16 protein-coding genes are annotated in these 17,553 nt (G+C 40.8%); all 16 read right to left on the bottom strand.

What is annotated here, in order from left to right:
- Positions 1 to 12 precede the first annotated feature (12 nt).
- Positions 13 to 1,491 (bottom strand): DUF4340 domain-containing protein, encoded by a 1,479-nt coding sequence (locus ACFQ0C_RS16475; protein WP_379368162.1) that lies wholly within the window; start codon positions 1,489 to 1,491, stop codon positions 13 to 15.
- Positions 1,492 to 2,931 carry a Gldg family protein gene (locus tag ACFQ0C_RS16470; RefSeq protein ID WP_379368161.1) on the bottom strand — a complete coding sequence of 480 codons (1,440 nt, stop codon included), beginning with the start codon at positions 2,929 to 2,931 and terminating at the stop codon, positions 1,492 to 1,494.
- A gap of 2 nt (positions 2,932 to 2,933) precedes the next feature.
- Entirely contained in the window at positions 2,934 to 3,797 is an 864-nt protein-coding gene (locus ACFQ0C_RS16465) for an ABC transporter permease (RefSeq protein ID WP_379368160.1), read from the bottom strand.
- The gene (locus tag ACFQ0C_RS16460; protein ID WP_379368159.1) at positions 3,781 to 4,737 is read right to left on the bottom strand and encodes an ABC transporter ATP-binding protein; all 957 of its coding nucleotides are present in this window, start codon (positions 4,735 to 4,737) and stop codon (positions 3,781 to 3,783) included. The genes ACFQ0C_RS16465 and ACFQ0C_RS16460 overlap by 17 nt, the downstream gene beginning before the upstream one ends.
- A 43-nt stretch (positions 4,738 to 4,780) precedes the next feature.
- Positions 4,781 to 5,647, bottom strand: coding sequence for a carbohydrate ABC transporter permease (locus tag ACFQ0C_RS16455; RefSeq protein WP_258213730.1), 867 nt, complete (start codon positions 5,645 to 5,647; stop codon positions 4,781 to 4,783).
- Positions 5,648 to 5,656: 9 nt separating this feature from the next.
- Positions 5,657 to 6,562 (bottom strand): ABC transporter permease, encoded by a 906-nt coding sequence (locus ACFQ0C_RS16450; protein ID WP_379368158.1) that lies wholly within the window; start codon positions 6,560 to 6,562, stop codon positions 5,657 to 5,659.
- A 107-nt stretch (positions 6,563 to 6,669) separates the two neighbouring features.
- The gene (locus ACFQ0C_RS16445) at positions 6,670 to 8,232 is read right to left on the bottom strand and encodes an extracellular solute-binding protein (protein WP_379368157.1); all 1,563 of its coding nucleotides are present in this window, start codon (positions 8,230 to 8,232) and stop codon (positions 6,670 to 6,672) included.
- A gap of 82 nt (positions 8,233 to 8,314) precedes the next feature.
- Positions 8,315 to 9,040 carry a histidine phosphatase family protein gene (locus tag ACFQ0C_RS16440; RefSeq protein ID WP_379368156.1) on the bottom strand — a complete coding sequence of 242 codons (726 nt, stop codon included), beginning with the start codon at positions 9,038 to 9,040 and terminating at the stop codon, positions 8,315 to 8,317.
- A gap of 272 nt (positions 9,041 to 9,312) precedes the next feature.
- Positions 9,313 to 10,212 carry a dihydrodipicolinate synthase family protein gene (locus ACFQ0C_RS16435; RefSeq protein WP_379368155.1) on the bottom strand — a complete coding sequence of 300 codons (900 nt, stop codon included), beginning with the start codon at positions 10,210 to 10,212 and terminating at the stop codon, positions 9,313 to 9,315.
- A 312-nt stretch (positions 10,213 to 10,524) separates the two neighbouring features.
- Positions 10,525 to 11,259: a PHP domain-containing protein gene (locus tag ACFQ0C_RS16430; RefSeq protein WP_379368201.1), complete on the bottom strand. Its 735-nt coding sequence runs from the start codon at positions 11,257 to 11,259 to the stop codon at positions 10,525 to 10,527.
- Positions 11,260 to 11,362: 103 nt separating this feature from the next.
- On the bottom strand, positions 11,363 to 12,235 hold the full coding sequence (locus ACFQ0C_RS16425; protein WP_379368154.1) for a sugar phosphate isomerase/epimerase family protein: 873 nt from the start codon (positions 12,233 to 12,235) through the stop codon (positions 11,363 to 11,365).
- Positions 12,236 to 12,332: 97 nt separating this feature from the next.
- On the bottom strand, positions 12,333 to 13,403 hold the full coding sequence (locus ACFQ0C_RS16420; protein ID WP_379368153.1) for a Gfo/Idh/MocA family protein: 1,071 nt from the start codon (positions 13,401 to 13,403) through the stop codon (positions 12,333 to 12,335).
- A 50-nt stretch (positions 13,404 to 13,453) separates the two neighbouring features.
- Positions 13,454 to 14,485, bottom strand: a complete 1,032-nt coding sequence (locus ACFQ0C_RS16415; RefSeq protein ID WP_379368152.1) for a zinc-dependent alcohol dehydrogenase — start codon at positions 14,483 to 14,485, stop codon at positions 13,454 to 13,456.
- 33 nt (positions 14,486 to 14,518) lie between these two features.
- Positions 14,519 to 15,421 carry a sugar phosphate isomerase/epimerase family protein gene (locus ACFQ0C_RS16410; RefSeq protein WP_379368151.1) on the bottom strand — a complete coding sequence of 301 codons (903 nt, stop codon included), beginning with the start codon at positions 15,419 to 15,421 and terminating at the stop codon, positions 14,519 to 14,521.
- Between the two features lie 17 nt (positions 15,422 to 15,438).
- Positions 15,439 to 16,113, bottom strand: coding sequence for an orotidine 5'-phosphate decarboxylase / HUMPS family protein (locus ACFQ0C_RS16405; protein WP_379368150.1), 675 nt, complete (start codon positions 16,111 to 16,113; stop codon positions 15,439 to 15,441).
- A gap of 18 nt (positions 16,114 to 16,131) precedes the next feature.
- On the bottom strand, positions 16,132 to 17,172 hold the full coding sequence (locus ACFQ0C_RS16400; protein ID WP_379368149.1) for a zinc-binding dehydrogenase: 1,041 nt from the start codon (positions 17,170 to 17,172) through the stop codon (positions 16,132 to 16,134).
- Positions 17,173 to 17,553: the final 381 nt, after the last annotated feature.

Raw genomic sequence — 17,553 nt, 5'->3', positions numbered from 1 at the left:
GTCATCTCCTAATTATTTGATAAATCTATCTGACATAATATCATTGCATGTGATTATGACTTCATCAACTGCTTGTTCATTTATTAAATATTGAGCAGGTCCATCACCTACTTTTACCAAATAGAAGTTATCATCATATGTATAGAAAGTTACATTCTTTTCTCCTTTTTTAGTTGTATATTTTATCGTAATAAATGGATTTCCGGGCTTTTCTACAGGTTCAATAACCACATCAAAACTTAGTCCTATTATCATTTCATAAAACTTTCTTAATTGATCAACCTCGACCACTTTAAAGTTAAATGTTCCGCTTTGTTCTTCTCTTTGAGTTGATTGTCCACTTGCTAAGGGTAATTCTTTATGATTAATTTTTACGTTGAATTTCGAAGATGAAGCTTCTATTGAAATTTGATCACAATCAACAATATTGATTAAAGCCAAAAAGCGATCTATAAACTGAATGGGCTCAAATGTAAGGATTGAACGGATACTTTCTCTGTTTATCGAAAATATATAGTTCTTGTCAGCAAATTTAGCATAAATGATATCACCGCTAGTATCACCTAACATTAGATGATAACCATTTTTATCATCTTGAATTTTAAGCTCTAATGCAGGCACCGAAAGTCCGTAATGTCCCATGTCTAACGGCTTCTCATCAACTAAGGATAATACTTTTATCTTATTATTATTTATATTGGAAGTGCCATCAGGCAATCCAAATGTCTTTTTAGCAAAATCTTCCAAATAAACATCTCTGTCAGGTACAGGATACTTCATAACTAAATGATTAATTGGTAAAAGATGTGCTCCAGGTAAAGATGCAGGTGCAGACTCTATATTTTGTTTTGCTTTAAGATCTAAAAAAAGTTTTCCTGCTTTAAGGATCTCAATCGATTTTAAATTTTTTAAATTAATTTCAGGAATTTGGTTGTCAAACAACTCGTTTGAACTAACTAATAATCTTTTTGCATTACCGCTATTCATTAAATAAATTGCTTTTTCATCATTAATAGCAACATAATAATTTGCCAGATCCGGAGTTGGATTACCAATTTTTATTGTATGATCTCTACCATTATTAAGTGTAACAATCACTTCAGCATTTGCTTGGTCTAACCCGAATTGCTTTAAATTTGTTGCATGTTCGTCAAGCAAAGTGAATTTGGTTAATGTAGCACTTACAGCCATATTGTTTAACAAATTCGGGTCAACCGGAAAGTCCGGCTTGGTTTCCAAAGCCCAATCTATACTCTCGCTACCCGAAATCCCCTTTGTATGTACCAATTCAAACCTACCAGCTGTGTTTACGATTTTGATTTTTTTTACTTCGCTTTCACTACCACTAATCGAAAATGTAGGTGATGATACGGTTGTTTCCGCTGCGTGAGTGCCTTCGATTTTATTGCTATTTTGAATTGCAAATTGAATAACCAGCAGGATAATCAAAACTACTACTACCGCGTTTAAAAATATGATTTTTTTTTTCATTTAGCTATTTCTCCTTCTAGCCCAAACCACAATACCAATAACTAATATTGTCAAAGGAATTATAATTACGGTCACTAATGTTATGATAACCGCTTGTCCGCCACTTAATTGTAACTGTGTAGCAGCATTAGGTGCTTTAGGAGGGATGTAGCTTCCGCTTTCTTTGCCTTGAGTCCAGTTTATTGAATTTACTATAAAATTATAATTCGTTCCTCCGGATACCGAATTTGATTCAGGTGAAATTAACGTATCTGTACCAATAACGACTAATTTTGTTTCGAAATAAGTTTTCATATCCGTATAATCCGTAATCATTACTGCCAAATTAAAGGGCCCAGAAATATCGCCATTCACTTTTTCAACACTTTGGGCTGAACTATTTTTAGCATATGACTTAGCTGAACTGGTTAATAACGGATTAACTCTTAATGAATTTCTCTTAATATTATTTTGTTTAATGCCAGTTGCTACCGGCAACAATACTTTGTATTGTTTGTCTGCTAAATTTTTTGTAATTTCATTTGCTTCCAGGTTAGGTAGCAATACCGTAGGTTGATTTGGTAAAGAATTATTTGTATTTGCTTCTATTATTACTTTATTATCTACAGACACTCCGTAAGCACCCAACACTGACATTAAATTAGGAAAACCAGAAGTAGTAAAATTAAGTGCAAAAACCGCATGTCCGCCATTTTGCAAATAGGTTTTCATTTTATTTGCCATCTCTGGTGTCCAGTCTTTAGCAGGTGTTGTTGCAAATATTAAGTTTGTCTCTTTTGGAACCTCTTCTGTTAATATATTTATATCTTTCATCTCATAATTGGCAAGTTTAATAGCATGAATGAGTTTTTCTGGCAAAGATAGCTCTCCATTACCTGTTATACTATAAATGTTATGTGTTTTATCACCTGTAACATTTTCAATAGCATTAGTAATTTGAGGCTCAACATCGATTGACTGCACATATTCTTTATATGATTGCTGATCAAATCTTATGGTAATCATTTGCCCGGCATCTATTAATTTGAACTTTTTTGTTATTCCATTTTCTACCACAACACTGTTACTTGAAACCGATTGCGAAGGGTCCGATTTAAATTTGTCCACAAGCTGCGGATATAAATTGGGATCTTTTACTTCAACCTTAATATTACGGTTATATTTTGTATAATCGAGGATAATAGCTTTAAAATCAGGATTTTCACTCCCAGTCTTAGCCAAAACATAAATATTTATAGGATCTTGTACTTTTTTAATAATATCTATTGAATATTTCGATATGGAATACGATTTGTTTTTACTAACATCATAGCTTAAATTTAAACTGGAAAAAATTAAGTTTACAACGATCAACACCGCTATAACGACTATTGCTGTTAATGTTGAAAATGCTCCATATCTAAATTTTTTACTATTCAGGGCATGAATTAAATTACTCATTATTACCTCCATCTTCTCTTTTCAATTCCATCTATGGTTAGATAGGTGAACGCAATAATAAATGTAAGGTTATAAATAATGTCAGATACATTCAAAACGCCGCGTTGAAAATTTGTAAATCTGTTAAACACAGAAAACCATTGTAGAGCATAAGCAATTGTACCCTCAAAAAAGGTTGGCTTTATGAAGTATAAACCCGCTTCTACTACTATGAATAAAAGGGTAATAAAAACGGCCACTGCTTTATTTTTCGTACTGTCGTACACGATGATTCCAAATAAACCTATTATTGCTGTAATAAAAAATAGGGAGCTCATTTTATCAGCTGGCAGCGCTCTTGCTAAACCGTCCATTATAAAGAACAAAAATACCGTTGCAAATGTTATAATTGCAGCTATGATTTGGTTTTCTGTTAAAGACGATACAAACATTCCTATACTAATTAAGCTTAAACCGAACAATATAAATCCCAAATAACTAACAACGATGAGCATCAGGTTAATATCTGAAAATAGTAATAATATTATAGGAAAGATGAATGTAAATACCGTACCTATACATAATACAATTGAAGCAGCTATAAATTTGCCTACAGTTATATCCGTTATTGAAACAGGCGATGTGTATAATAATTGGTCTGTTTTTAATTTAGCCTCTTCCGAAAATAACCTCATGGTCAATATGGGAATTAAAAACAAATAATAAACAGCAATACTTGTTAGTACTCCCGAAAAATCTGCTGATTGTGCACTTATATTTCCAATTACAAAATATACCGCTGAAAGTAATAATAAAAATGTCAAGAAAATATATCCTGACATAGTAGTGAAATAAGTTCTTAATTCTTTCTTAATTATGCTTGTCATAATTGTTCCTTTCCCCTGTTGCTTCTAAGAAAATTTCTTCCAAGGAAAGATTAAGAGGTTGTTGTGTTAATATCGGTAAATTACTTTTTGACATAGCTTTAAAAATAGATTCTCTTATATCCGTGTGACCGTCTCCCTCAAAAAGAACATCTATCGTATCGCATTCTTTGCTGCCCACTATTGTTACATGCTTTATTAATGGAAAACTAGTAACCGCATTTTTAATTTCTGCTTCTGTCCCTTTAATACGAGACAACAATTTAGACCCTTGTATCAAGTTATTTGACAATTTGTCAGGAGTCTCGCTAGTAACAATTTTGCCTTTATTTATAATTATAACTCTGTCGCAAACTGCACTAACCTCTGAAAGTATGTGTGAGCTTAATATGACGGTATGTTTATTACCTAATGTTTTAATAACGTCGCGCATTTCAATAATTTGTTTAGGGTCTAAACCTACTGTAGGCTCATCTAAAATAATGATTTCGGGATTGCCTATCATAGCTTGTGCTAAACCAACTCGTTGCTTATACCCTTTAGATAAATTTTTTATTAACCTATTAGACACATCCATAATCCGTACCGTTTCTTTTATTTCTTCGATCATTGCCTTTTTTTGACTTGACTTGACTTTTTTTATATCAGCTACAAAATTTAAATATTCATCTACTTTCATGTCAAAATAGAGCGGTGGTTGTTCAGGCAAATATCCTATTTTGGATTTTGCTTTTTCCGGCTCATCCAAAATATTATGTCCCGATATGATAACCTCTCCTTCTGTTGAAGCCATGTATCCGGTCATTATATTCATTGTAGTAGATTTACCTGCACCATTGGGTCCAAGAAAGCCTACAATTTCTCCATCGGCTATTGTGAAACTTACATGATCTACCGCTACATGTTTTCCGTAATGTTTCGTTAGATTTCTCACTTCTATCATATGTACCTCCTGAATTAGACACTAAAAAACAGACTATGGAGAATTAGCCTTTTATACCACCAATCATAACGCCTTTTACAAAGTATTTTTGGATAAATGGATATACAAGCAAAATAGGTAATGTCGTAATAAACACCATGGCCATTTGAATTTGATAGGCTGGAGGAATTGTACCCGTATCAACATTAGAGTCGGCGGCTATCGTTGTACTTAAAATATTTTTCAACACTAGCTGTAAAGGCCATTTGTCTTTTGTGTTTATAAAAATAGATCCATTAAACCAAGCATTCCAGTGATCTACGGCATAGAACAAGCCAATTGTGCTTATAGCTGCCATTGATAGCGGAAATATAATTCTGAAAATCATTTGTATCTCTGATAACCCATCAATTCTGGAAGCATCAATAATTTCTTGTGGAATAGTTTCGAAGAAGCTAATCATAACAATGACGTTAAATGTATTAATAAGTCCCGGTATAATTAAAACCCATATCGAATCGATTAAGTTTAAATTTATATAAAGAATATAGAGCTGCACAATACCTGGTGGAAAAAGCATAGTAAGTAATAAGAAAAATTTAACAGGTTTTCTGTAAGGTAAATCTTTTCTTGATAACGGATACGCCGTAACTACTGTAAAAATCAAATTTAAAGCTGTACCTACAACCGTCACAAACATAGTTACATTAAAACCGGTCAAAAGTTGACTGTAATTAGCCAGATATTTATATGCTGCTATATTAAAGCCTATAGGAAATATAGTTATTGATCCTGTGTTAGCAGCAGCCGTAGAACTAAAAGATATGGCAATAATATTAATAAATGGATATAAAATTGTTATACTGAAAATGATTAGTAGTAACCCATTAACGTAACCGAATATTTTCTCACCTGTTGTACGTCTTGTCATCTTATCCTCCTACCATATGCCATGATCTTTATCTACGTATTTGACTATTTTATTTACTGCAATAATCAAGAGTAAACCTACAACTGATTTAAATATGGTTATAGCGGTTGCAACTCCATAGTTAAAGTTATTTTGGATACCAATACGTAAAGCGAGTGTATCCAGAATATCCGCAACAGGATATACAGGTGGAGTATAGAACAAGTAGATTTGCTCAAACCCTGCGTTAAGAATACCTCCTAAATGCAAAATCAACAGTATAATAATCGTAGGGATCATACAAGGTAATGTTATATACAGGGCTTGTTTAAATCTGGAACACCCATCAACAATTGCCGCTTCATACATTTCTGTATCTATTCCGGATATGGCAGCCAAATAAATAATGGTACCCCAGCCCAGGTTTTTCCATACTTCAGTAATGACCATAATGCTTCTAAAATAATTGGGGTCTGCCAAAAATATAATTTTATCTTGATGAAGCATTTCAACTAAAACATAATTTATTATACCTTTAGAAGAAAGGATCCCTGTCAATATCCCGGCAATGATGACCCATGATATAAAATGAGGCAAATAAGATATGGTTTGGATTACTTTTTTAAATTTAGTACTTATTACTTCATTTAATAACAATGCTAAAATAATGGGGCCGACAGTTCCAAAAATAAGTTTATATACACTGATTATGAGCGTGTTATTTAAAGCGTTTACAAAATTATTGTCTTGAAACATAAAACGAAAGTTATCTAAGCCAACCCACGGACTCCCGAATAGACCTTTACCTATTTTGAAATCTTGAAAAGCCATTAAATAACCAACAATAGGCACGTATTTAAAAATGATATAAAATGCAAGCCCAGGCAATAAAAGCATATATAATGAAAAGTGTTTCTTGATATTTTGAACAAACATTTCGGCATCTCCTCTTTACTAAACGGAGTTTAATATCTTGTCAATAAGTGCAAGGACAAGAAATTTCTTATCCTTGCACTTGTAATATTTAAAATAATTCGCTTGCTTTATTTAGCATTTTTAGCATATCTTTCGTTTATTTCCTGAGTCATGACATCGCCTTTTAACAATTTAAATTGTTTTTCCCATTCAGCCCAACCTGCTTCTAATTCCACTTTACCTGAAATAATTTGTGTAAATAATTCAGTTGCTTTTGCTGTAATTTGTGTTAATTGTGCATCCGTTGTAGGAGTTGAGAAATAGATGACCCTTGGTTGAGTGGATAATCCTGTATTAGCCATGTTAGCAGCAGTTTCTGCTGGCCATAGGTCTTTCCAGAACTCTCTTTGCCCCTCCATATTGCCGATGGTGTATACGTCCCAAGCACCATCTTGTCTTAAACCTTTTAAGTCTTTAGATAATTTATAATCATTACCTGATTTTGTGTAATCTTTACCTTCAACACCAACTGTCATTAATTGGTCTTTAGTTGTAAAGTCAAAAATTCTTGTAATACCATCTAAAACTTCGGCATTTACTTTTGAATTCACAGCCCAGATGCTAGAGAAACCAACAGGCAAACCATCTTTATTTTTTTTGATAATGTTTCCATAAGCTGATACACTTTTTGCAATTCCAGGCGCAGGTGGAACCTCTAAAACAACGACTTTAGCATTAGGTGCCTTTTCCTGGATAATAGCTAAGTCAGCAGCAGCACCAGAGGAAACCCCTTGATACACCCCAACTTTGCTGTTTCTTATAAGTTGAGATTTACCATTGTTGGGTTGATAGGTCACAAATTCAGGGTCAACTATTTTGGCTGTAACTAATTCTCTTGCAAACCCGATAGCTTTCTTATATTCGGGAGTGATCTGCGACCAAACTAATTTATTGTCAGCCGTTTTCATCCAATCTGCGGTAGGAACACCGAAAGGTGCTAATGCCGGTTCCAAACTGCCTGATTTATCAAATACAGCGCCATAAGTATCACCGTCTTTGCCATTTTTGTCAGGGTCTTTTGTTGCAAACTGTTTTAAAACTTCCTTATATTCATCAAATGTTTTTGGAGTTTTCAAACCTAAGTTATCCAACCAGTCTTGTCTAATAAATACTGCGCCATATCCAACATCTCTTGGTGTAGGCAATATATATAAACTGCCGTCAGCATTTACAAATTTGCTTTGCATCTCTTTGTCATAAAACTTTTGAACATTAGGCATTTTAGGTAATAGATCAGACATTTTCTTTAACAAACCGTTTGCGCCAAAATTGTTGATCATCCCGATCGTTGTCGTATCAGTGCTGGAATGAACGACATCAGGCGCGGTTCCGCTGTTGAATTGCAAAGTGATTTTTTGAACATAACCGTCATCCGGCATCTCTTGAACTTTAATGACCGTGTTGGTTTTTTTCATCAATTCGTCTAATACCGGGTTTTTGGTTCTGTCTCCCTCAGTAAACACCCCTTTGAAACCTATATTGATTGTTGGCGCAGGCCCTGCAGGAGTTGAAGATGATCCAGAAGGTGCAGGTGAAGCTGTAGTACCTCCAGAGCTTGAACATGATGTCATCATAGCAACGGTTAATCCAAACGTAGCCACTTTACCAAATAAATTGAAATACTTACTCATTTTGATTCCTCCAGTAATATATTTGTTATAACTTGACGATTGTTTTGGCTTACTCCCAATGGCTCCTGAAACCGTCTTACATCTACAATTCCAGACCTTCAGTGACCATTTCCGGCCGAAGATGCCCAACATAATTCAACAGTCGGAGGCTTACCGTATCGTCATCCTCGATATCAACCCTGGCAATGGCTGCATGTGAGAAGCTGAACCGGTTATGGTCGCACGGATCGCATCCCAGCAGGTCGTTTAGCATAACGGAGCCAAACGCCGCATGGCAGACAATAGCAATCGTGACATCTGTGCCTTCATGAATTTTCCTGATAGTCGCCATCACACGTCTCGCGCGATCATAGGTTTTCTCTCTCGTTTCCGCTTCTAGCGCAGGCTGCCAAATATCCGGCCAATTGAAGTCCCGTCCTGTTTGTACACCGGGGAACAGCTCTCCTACTTTAGATAATAACGGGTAATGCTCGCTTTGGGCGGCTTTGTTGGCAGCCGCTTCTTCAGCATGGACCTGATACCTCCCTGCACCTACCAATTCACGCATCAGTGGCCAGCCTCTGCGATCGGTTTCGGACAACGCCGGATACACATACCAAGGTACGCTCCTCCTTTTATGGATCGCTTCTGCGGTCTGAAGTGCTCTTTGCAGGGTGCTGGAATACATAACATCCAGTGGCAGCCAATTGGCGAATTGTTCTCCTACACACGCTGCCTGCTCCATTCCAAGCTTGCCCAGCGGGTAATTAGGCCCGCCTGTATAGCCCAGTTCTTGATTAGCAGGCTGCGCATGCCTGACTATATACATCCTTATGGTCATACTCCTTCACGAACCCTTCCTACTTTTCTGCGAATATGACATTTAACGTCATCTGCGAAGCCCCTTCATTCGTGCCCATCTCAGAAACTTATGAAGCAAGCGCTACCTGTATCACGATGTTTTCCTAACGATTACCGTCCGCGATTGTCCCCTATTGGTCATCCTTGGACGGCATTGCTGCGACTGCAGCCTGTCCTTTAATCAACCATTTTGATCATTTTCAAATAGAAGCTGGATAGGCTTGACCTCTTACCATTTCTTCATATGTTCATGGTTGAACGGTGCCATGCGCGTATCGCTGCTGATGCTTCTTCACTCAGGCTTTTGTTTGACCTTGTTACATTACTCATTGGTATTCCACGTAAGGCTGCAAGATATTTTGCGGTTGCTGTATAGCCCAAGCCAAGCGCGGTATCTAAAGCTACAAGCTTCTCGTGTGTCTTGACAGCCTCGTCGGATTGGCTTGATGCTTCGCGCCATAGCTGTATCACGACGTCAGCCGCAGCTGTTGCCGTAATGGCCATAATGCCTCCTGCACCGAGATGAATTGCATCCAACATGTACTGCGTATTTGCTTGGTAAACGATACTATCTGGAGCCCCTTTAATTTTCGCCTCGATACCTTCGATCGTACAAGTCGTGTCTTTAATCCCTACAATCCCATGATTAACAACAAGACTGCTGTACACATGCGGATCGATAAGATGCGGCTTATTTGACGGACACTCGTATAAAACGACGGGCACCGAAGATCGGTCGGCTAGATCAGCAAAATATGCACCAAGCCGTTCCTGATTTTCACCCATTCCTTTTGGAGGAATGAAAACCACACCTGACACACCGGTATCCTCCATACGGAGCAGTTCTTCAGCGTGGCTGCCGGTGTCGGGGCTGACATTGGTAGTAGCGACAACCGGCATATTGCCAGCTCGATTCACAGCAATTTCCGCAAGAGACAACCGTTCATCCAAGGTCAGCATCCCCATCTCGCTGCTGCCGCAAACGGCAAATAGGCCGTTTGGCTGCATGGAGAGCTGCCAATCTACATATGTATCGTAGCAATTCCAATCTATACTTCCGTCTTCCAGAAAAGGGGTAAGAAGCAATGAATACACACCGGAGAATGGATGATTATGTTTCAATTTAAGATCGTTCGACATACTATCACTTCCTCAATATTCGAAATTTAACTTGCAATATGCATCTCCGCCCGCCCGTTAAGCTGAGTGAAGTCAGATAAACATAGAAAAGATTCTCCTTTGTCGGGCTACTACGATCCAATTTATTTCGGCACGTATTCAATTCAAACGGTCCGATATACGCGTTACAGCCTATAGTTCTTACTTAGCTTCCACATTGTATTCTTATTGATTAAGATAATTGCTTATACATTTAGAGTCAGCCGCTCGACGCAGCATGATTCCCCCCTGTAGCGACGTATCTGGAGGCGTGATTCGCCATAGGATCCCTATTTACTCCAATAACTGTTTCAATCGCTCCAAGTACTGGGACGTCGAGACGGCGGCCATCGAATGGGCGTCAGTACCCAAATGGAACACAACGCCAACCTCTTTGCCTATACGCCAGTATCGCTTTGAAAATTCCGGATCTGCGAACAAAGCCGGCACGTTCAATTCCCAGGCAACCTGGCTTCGTTTCCCCTTTTCCAGTATATCCCCCAGTTCGTTATCAGTGATCTCCTTCGTAACGAGTGTCTTGTCTTCGAAACAATGAATAAATCGGCCGATAAAAGGATGGGCGATGCAATCAGCCCGACTCGCAGCAAATAACGACTCCAGTACTTGCAGCGCATGCTGCACATACCCTCGCGGTGACTTGTCTTCGGGGTGCTCCCAGTAATCGAGGTGATAATGATTGTAGGCATATAGGCGATAATCCAAAGCTTCATTAATGTCAGGTGTATCGAGAAATTTGCCGACACCGTATGCCGACAACTCAGCGGCGTATAAAACTTTTAGATCCGTACCGCATTCCTCCGCTTGTTTCTTTAACTTGCGATTCGTGTCCAGTATTGGAAAATCTCCACTGTTATAATGATCGGTGAACGCGATAACCCGAATGTCGTCCTTCACTGCCATGTTCACGATATCGCGAGCAAGCATTTCAGGTTTGGCACAAGGCGAATACGTAGTGTGAATATGCAGGTTTTGTTGGATTAACCGTTCCAAATCGTAGGTTTGCTCCATTTTGTACACAGGTGCGCCTCCTTTCACACTTTCTACTTAATCAATAAGATAATTTCATGTGGAAACACTCACCTTGTCAAAACCTAGGGTCTTTTTATAAAAATCACTTAAAGTATTTCGTCAAATGTTCGTAGGCTTTCACAATACCTTGCTGTTCATTCTCGATGGTACCATGGAACCGATGATCCTCAAGTTCGATGCAAATCGCTCCTTTGTAGCCGAGACGATCGAGCCGAACCGCTACTTTATCCCACTCCACCGTTCCGTGACCCGGAATGGTATACCTCCAGGAGCCGCCGCAATAGTGATATTTCGAGCCAAAGGTCGGCGATATAACACCGGAATTGTATAACTCCTCGTACAAAATTTCCGTATCCTTGCCATGACAGTGATTTATCCGCTCCCCGAATTCCGACAAAGCCCGCAAATAGTCGATGCGAAGCCAAACGAGATGAGAAGGGTCGTAGTTCAGTCCGAAATGCTTGGAAGGGATCGCTTCGAACATGGCGCGCCACATCTCCGGAGTACAACCAATCGTAGGAAGTTCCGGACTCGGGCCCGGCCATCCTTCGATGGCAATATACACTCCCTTCTGTTCTGCGTACCGGACGACTTCAGGAAAGGTTTCCTTCCAAATGGCAAATGTTTCGTTACGCGGCATTTTACGGTCTTCTGGAACGAGGCACATAAACATGACGCTTGCCCCGATAGATGCCATATCATCCATTTGTCTCTTGATGGACTCAAGAGCATTTTCTCGCTTGCTCTCGTCCGCACTCAGCAAATGGCCGACAAGGCTCGCATCTACGGAACCGATCTCCAGGCCGTATCGATCGCATATTTCCTTCTTTGCAGCCAATTCGGTTCCCCCGATATCCAGTACATCGAGTCCTACACCTGCCGCCCATTTCGCGGTATTATCAAAGCCTTGCTCTCCAATCATTCGGGGAATACGCATACCGATTTTCCATTTCATATGATCATCTAGTCCTCTCTATCATATTTGAATAACGGTTTCAGCCCGTAAAGATCCCATCCCGTCTTGGTGTGGAACACTCGAATCCAATAGCCATTTAAAATTTGGGAATATGAACTTCAACTTCCCGGCCCTGTTTAGAAGAACGGAGAATACCGTCAAGAATTGCTTGGTTGATCATAATTTGTTCACCCGGGATCGGAGCAGAACGGTTTTCACGGATTGCCTCTACAAAATCGCGAATTTTTTCATGAAATACATCAATTTTATGCTGTTTAACCGGAATCGACGTGTCTGTTTGGTGTCCTAGCAGGTCATGGAACAAGGTCATGCTTTCAACCGGACTATCCCATGTCTGCCCCGATGGATTTGCTTTCAAACCGCCTTCCGTACCAAGGAACAAAGTCGGCCCAAAGGAATCGGCATGCATCGCCCAAGAGATTTTGAAGTTGAGAAGGATGTCTCCTTCAAGACGGATCATTGCAACGCCGAAATCATCGACTTCGAATTTTTCCGATTGATTGTGATATTTCGGATTAGTTCCGAAGTAATTAGACGTATAGGCTGAAACAGTGAGCGGTTTCGGATAACCAATGGTGTTCAATGCCATATCAAGGGAATAACAGCCAATGTCGAATATTGCTCCAGCACCCGATATTTCTTTGCTTATAAACGTTCCGCCAGGCATACCGCGTCTGCGACCGGCACCAGTCTGAACATAATACACTTTACCGAGCTGCCCCGATTCTACGATCTCTTTCATTGCCTTATGGTTAGGGTCATAACGCGGTTGGAAACCAACCGTAAATATTTTCCCGGATTTTTTGCCGGCCTCAACCATTTCCACCGCTTGCTCCAAAGAGGAGCACATCGGTTTCTCAACGAGCACGTGTTTACCTGCGAGAAGTGCATCGACTGTTGTACGATGGTGCGCGACATGCGGCGTACATACGCTGACGGCATCAATATCTTCGTTCAGTAGATCGAGGTGATTTTCGAACGCTGAAGCACCGTTCAACTGTCTAACCTCGATAAATTCCTTCGCTTTGCTGGGAACAATATCCGCCACCCCGACAATCTCTACTCCTGGAAGTGCTTTGTAATTGGCCGCATGCGCTCTAGCGACGCTTCCGCTGCCTATAATTCCAACACGAATTGTTTTTGTCACGGTTCTGTCTCCTCAATTCAAATTTTAACATTCAATCTTTTCGAATATTATTAGGTAAGCTCGATCAGCGTTTTCCCTATCCCTTTCCCGGAATCCAAAACATCGAGTGCTTTATCAACCTCTCCAAGCGAAAATCGATGCTGAATCAATTTATCTACGGGGATCAGGCGATTGGTAACGAGATTAACAGCATCCTGCCAAGTCTCTTTGGTGTAAGATAGAATCCCGTGGATTTCGAGATCCTTCACATGAAATATGTCACTGAAAAGCTCCATTTTCGCATCCTTGCCGGCTGCACCAAGTAGAACGACTTTCCCGCCCCTGCGAACGATGGAGAAGGCCATACCCACAGCACTGCTTTTTCCCGCACATTCATACACGATATCGGCTCCCAACCCATCTTCCAACTTGGACACCCTGTCTGCTGCTTCTTCTAGTGTTAAATTTACGATTTCTGTAGCACCCAGACTTTGGCCAAGCTTTAAGGATTCGTCGGTAACTCCGATCAGAATTATTTTACGCGGTGAAAACATCTTAGAAATCATAATCGCCAAGAGACCGACGGTACCGGGACCGATCACTGCAATCGTCTCACCTGGTTTTGGTTTTGCACGCCATACCCCTCGGGTGACTACTGCTGTCGGCTCAATCAAAGCGGCCATATCCAAAGGAAAATCCTCCGGCAGACGATGAACCATTCTGGCATTTGCAACCACATACTCCGATAACCCGCCCGGAATGGTGAAGCCCAATTCCTTCATATTCTCGCAAAGGTTGCTTTGCCCCTGCCTGCAAAACCTGCAATATCCACAATGCTGCACGCCTTCAGAAACGACTCTGTCCCCGCGCTTGAGGCCGGTGACACTGGCTCCGACTTTTTCAATGATTCCACTCCATTCATGTCCAGGTATGCACGGGTAGTTAACTGCATCAGCGCGAACCATCCCTTTCGCCAACTCCACATCCGTCCCGCATATGCCGGCATACATGGAACGAACAAGCACCTCTCCATCCCCCGGTTCTGGGACAGGAGCTTCCACAATGGAATAATTATGGGGCTCATGTATCATAAATGCCTTCATGGTTGCTCTCCTTTTCAAACCCGATTACTGTTATTACATCAAATATTCGGAAACTTTTTCCCTCAAGAAAATAACAGAATTGCGCAAATCCTCAAGACCGTTTACTCCGTCTTCAATCGAAATCCAGCCTCGAAAACGAACGCTTTGCAACTCTGTGAAAATGGCATTGTAATCGTTCATGCCCTTCCCGATCACCCCATGAGCCAATGCTTCGGAATAGCCCTGCAAGGAATACTCCTTCAAATCTTCCAGGGTATACCCTGCCTTCAAGTAGCGATCGCTCGCATGCATCGTAATCATCCTGTGTTTGACTTCATTTAATAGTATTAATGGATCTTCCCCGGCGAAAATCGCGTTGGAAGGATCATAGTTGACACCGAACCATGGAGAAGATATTTGCCGTATGATCGCCAAATATATATCGGATTGTTGGGCAAACTCGGGATAAATCCAAAATCCGTCCTTGTAATGGTTCTCCATCACCAAGAAAACCTGTTTCTCTTCAGCATATGGAATCAGTTGTTCGATGCACTCAACTGTCCAACGAATCCCATCTTCTCTAGATACTTCAGGCCGTTTCTGCCCTGACAGTACCCGGCAGCTTCGGAATTGCTTCGGACCCAGAAAAGCTATTACATCGATCATTTGCTTCATTTTGACAATTTCTTGCGTCCGAAATGAGGCATCGTGATGGGTAAAATCTGGTGAGGCACACATCATCGGAATGTCCAAGCCTTGTTTTGCCGCCGCTTCCTTTATGGATTGCAAATAATCCTCATCTTGTCGCTTAAGAAATAGCGGATATAATTCCAAGCCGTCTGCACCGAGTGTGCCGGCCATTTCAATCCACTCTTCCAATGACATGGATCCGTTGGATAATTCTTCGATATATCCTTTTGGAAATACAGCTATTTTCGCTCGATCTCCCGCGTTCATTTCCAACCCCTCTTTTCTTAGGCGGTCTTCACTTTAGCTACAAGGTCCTGTAATATGGCTTTTAATTCGGATTTGTCTGTACTTGGGCGGAACTCTTTCTTATCGATGACAAGAGGAGCACCGACCACTACCAATGGGGCACCGTGTTTAGGCATTTCAGCCGCTTGTGCAACGGAAAGACCGCCTACAGCCTGAACAGGAATGGAGACGGCATTTACCACCTCATGAAGATGATCAAACGGATTTCGTTCTGGGTCTTCTCCTCTTTCGTCGAAGCCCGTATGAACGATGATATAATCAACACCGTTCGCTTCAAGCATTTTGGCACAAGCCACTTTATCCGGGCTAGCCATGATGTCCCCCATTACTTGGATGTTATAATCTTTGGCTGCTTTCACAACCGCTCGGATTGTAGCTGGATGGGCAACTCCCATTACCACGACATGGGTTGCACCTGCTTTTGCCATCATCTCCGCTTCCAAATAACCTCCGTCCATCGTTTTTAAGTCTGCAACGATTGGGTGATTTGGGAACTCTTTCCTCAGTGCCTCTACGGAGTGAAGTCCTTCGCCAAGGAGCAGCGGGGTGCCTGCTTCAATCCAATCAATACCGGCTTCCACGGCGATTTTGGCCATTTCGAGCGCATCCTTAATGTTGGTTAGATCCAGTGAAATTTGTACAATAGGCTCCATTTGCTTCACTCCTAAGTTTTATGAATGGGGTAAAATGATGGACTTGGCATGTACTAGGGAATCCATTTCATCAAAAGCTGCTTTCCATTGATCGATACCATACGACTTCGTCATAGGTAGCGGATCAATCTCGCCAGTGCCCATCATCAACAGCACTTTTTCCCACATCGGATAATTATGGCTGAAGGAGCCCTGAAGACGAACCGCTTTTTGAATTAATGGATCTAGGGAAAATCCAATCGGAGCCGGACCCCATCCAATCTTTGTTATTTGTCCGGCCGGTCGAACGACTTCAATACTTTGCTTTAGCGTTGTGGATATCCCCACAGCATCAAGCACCAGATCAGGGCCGAATCCGTCTCCGAATGAGAGAATTTCTTTGACCACATCCTGTTCATCGCCAACAATAACGGTATCCGCTCCGAATTGCTTCGAGATTTCCAGACGATTTTTATCCTTGCTGGTTCCCACGACGGTCAGTCTTCCGGGCGAAAACAGTTTAGCGATTTGGACACACATTAAACCTATCGGTCCCGGCCCGAATACGACAACATAGTCGCCGGGGCGAATGTGGGAATGATGGGCCACCGCGTTATAAGCAACGCAGGTAGGTTCTGTCATAGCCGCTTTCTCAAAAGAAACATTGTCAGGCACATGATGAACGATGGCTTCTCTTGTTTTTACATATTCAGCCATTGCACCGTCTTCGAGTACGCCAAACCCCCGACGATCCGGACAAAGATTATATTGACCGGTACGGCAATAAATGCATGTTTCACATATATAGGCAGGAGTTTCACTAACGACGCGGTCTCCCTGTTTAAATTGGGTGACCTCGGAGCCTACGGCTGATACAATACCGGAATATTCGTGACCGAGCGTAACCGGCCTTTTAACTGGAAAGCCCTGTATATCGTGATACATATGCAGATCGCTACCGCAGACACCTGCAGCTTTCACTTGAATCAATACGTCTTTCGGCCTCAATTCAAGAGGTGCCGGGACGTCACATACTTTAACCATTCCCGCTCCGGATTGATAGTTGACAACAGCTTTCATTTCAATTCCCCCTTGAAAAAATAAGGAACAAAGTTTCTCACCACAAAATGCAATTGCATCAAAGTACGACCTAAACAAATACAGCAGGGTTTGCCCACTTGATCCGACAATTGAACCCTGCTGTAACTATTCGTGTTGACTTTCTTGTAGGAGAGAGAAATTCTTATTTATACTTCGCATGACCTAGACTTTCATTGGTTTTTACAATCCATCCGTGAAATAAGTTTCAATTCTGTTGCGGCTATTGACGACAATCAGTTTCCCTTGAACCGACCAATATTGTTCACGCCTCCGTTATCGACTTGATCAATGACACCAATCACATCAACGCGGGCAACCATCTGGTCCAACTCCGTATTGCAGCAATTCCGTAATCCGTCT

The sequence above is a fragment of the Paenibacillus sp. GCM10027630 genome, assembly GCF_042676305.1.
Classification (GTDB): Bacteria; Bacillota; Bacilli; order Paenibacillales; family NBRC-103111; genus Paenibacillus_S.
The sequence above is the reverse complement of the archived record's forward strand: the minus strand, read 5'-3'. Positions and strand labels throughout refer to the sequence as shown.

What these genes read in the sequence shown, in the direction of transcription:
- ACFQ0C_RS16475 (WP_379368162.1), bottom strand. Translation starts at nt 1,491, where the DNA reads ATGAAAAAAAAAATCATATTTTTAAACGCGGTAGTAGTAGTTTTGATT.
- ACFQ0C_RS16470 (WP_379368161.1), bottom strand. Translation starts at nt 2,931, where the DNA reads ATGAGTAATTTAATTCATGCCCTGAATAGTAAAAAATTTAGATATGGA.
- ACFQ0C_RS16465 (WP_379368160.1), bottom strand. Translation starts at nt 3,797, where the DNA reads ATGACAAGCATAATTAAGAAAGAATTAAGAACTTATTTCACTACTATG.
- ACFQ0C_RS16460 (WP_379368159.1), bottom strand. Translation starts at nt 4,737, where the DNA reads ATGATAGAAGTGAGAAATCTAACGAAACATTACGGAAAACATGTAGCG.
- ACFQ0C_RS16455 (WP_258213730.1), bottom strand. Translation starts at nt 5,647, where the DNA reads ATGACAAGACGTACAACAGGTGAGAAAATATTCGGTTACGTTAATGGG.
- ACFQ0C_RS16450 (WP_379368158.1), bottom strand. Translation starts at nt 6,562, where the DNA reads ATGTTTGTTCAAAATATCAAGAAACACTTTTCATTATATATGCTTTTA.
- ACFQ0C_RS16445 (WP_379368157.1), bottom strand. Translation starts at nt 8,232, where the DNA reads ATGAGTAAGTATTTCAATTTATTTGGTAAAGTGGCTACGTTTGGATTA.
- ACFQ0C_RS16440 (WP_379368156.1), bottom strand. Translation starts at nt 9,040, where the DNA reads ATGTATATAGTCAGGCATGCGCAGCCTGCTAATCAAGAACTGGGCTAT.
- ACFQ0C_RS16435 (WP_379368155.1), bottom strand. Translation starts at nt 10,212, where the DNA reads ATGTCGAACGATCTTAAATTGAAACATAATCATCCATTCTCCGGTGTG.
- ACFQ0C_RS16430 (WP_379368201.1), bottom strand. Translation starts at nt 11,259, where the DNA reads ATGGAGCAAACCTACGATTTGGAACGGTTAATCCAACAAAACCTGCAT.
- ACFQ0C_RS16425 (WP_379368154.1), bottom strand. Translation starts at nt 12,235, where the DNA reads ATGAAATGGAAAATCGGTATGCGTATTCCCCGAATGATTGGAGAGCAA.
- ACFQ0C_RS16415 (WP_379368152.1), bottom strand. Translation starts at nt 14,485, where the DNA reads ATGAAGGCATTTATGATACATGAGCCCCATAATTATTCCATTGTGGAA.
- ACFQ0C_RS16410 (WP_379368151.1), bottom strand. Translation starts at nt 15,421, where the DNA reads ATGAACGCGGGAGATCGAGCGAAAATAGCTGTATTTCCAAAAGGATAT.
- ACFQ0C_RS16405 (WP_379368150.1), bottom strand. Translation starts at nt 16,113, where the DNA reads ATGGAGCCTATTGTACAAATTTCACTGGATCTAACCAACATTAAGGAT.
- ACFQ0C_RS16400 (WP_379368149.1), bottom strand. Translation starts at nt 17,172, where the DNA reads ATGAAAGCTGTTGTCAACTATCAATCCGGAGCGGGAATGGTTAAAGTA.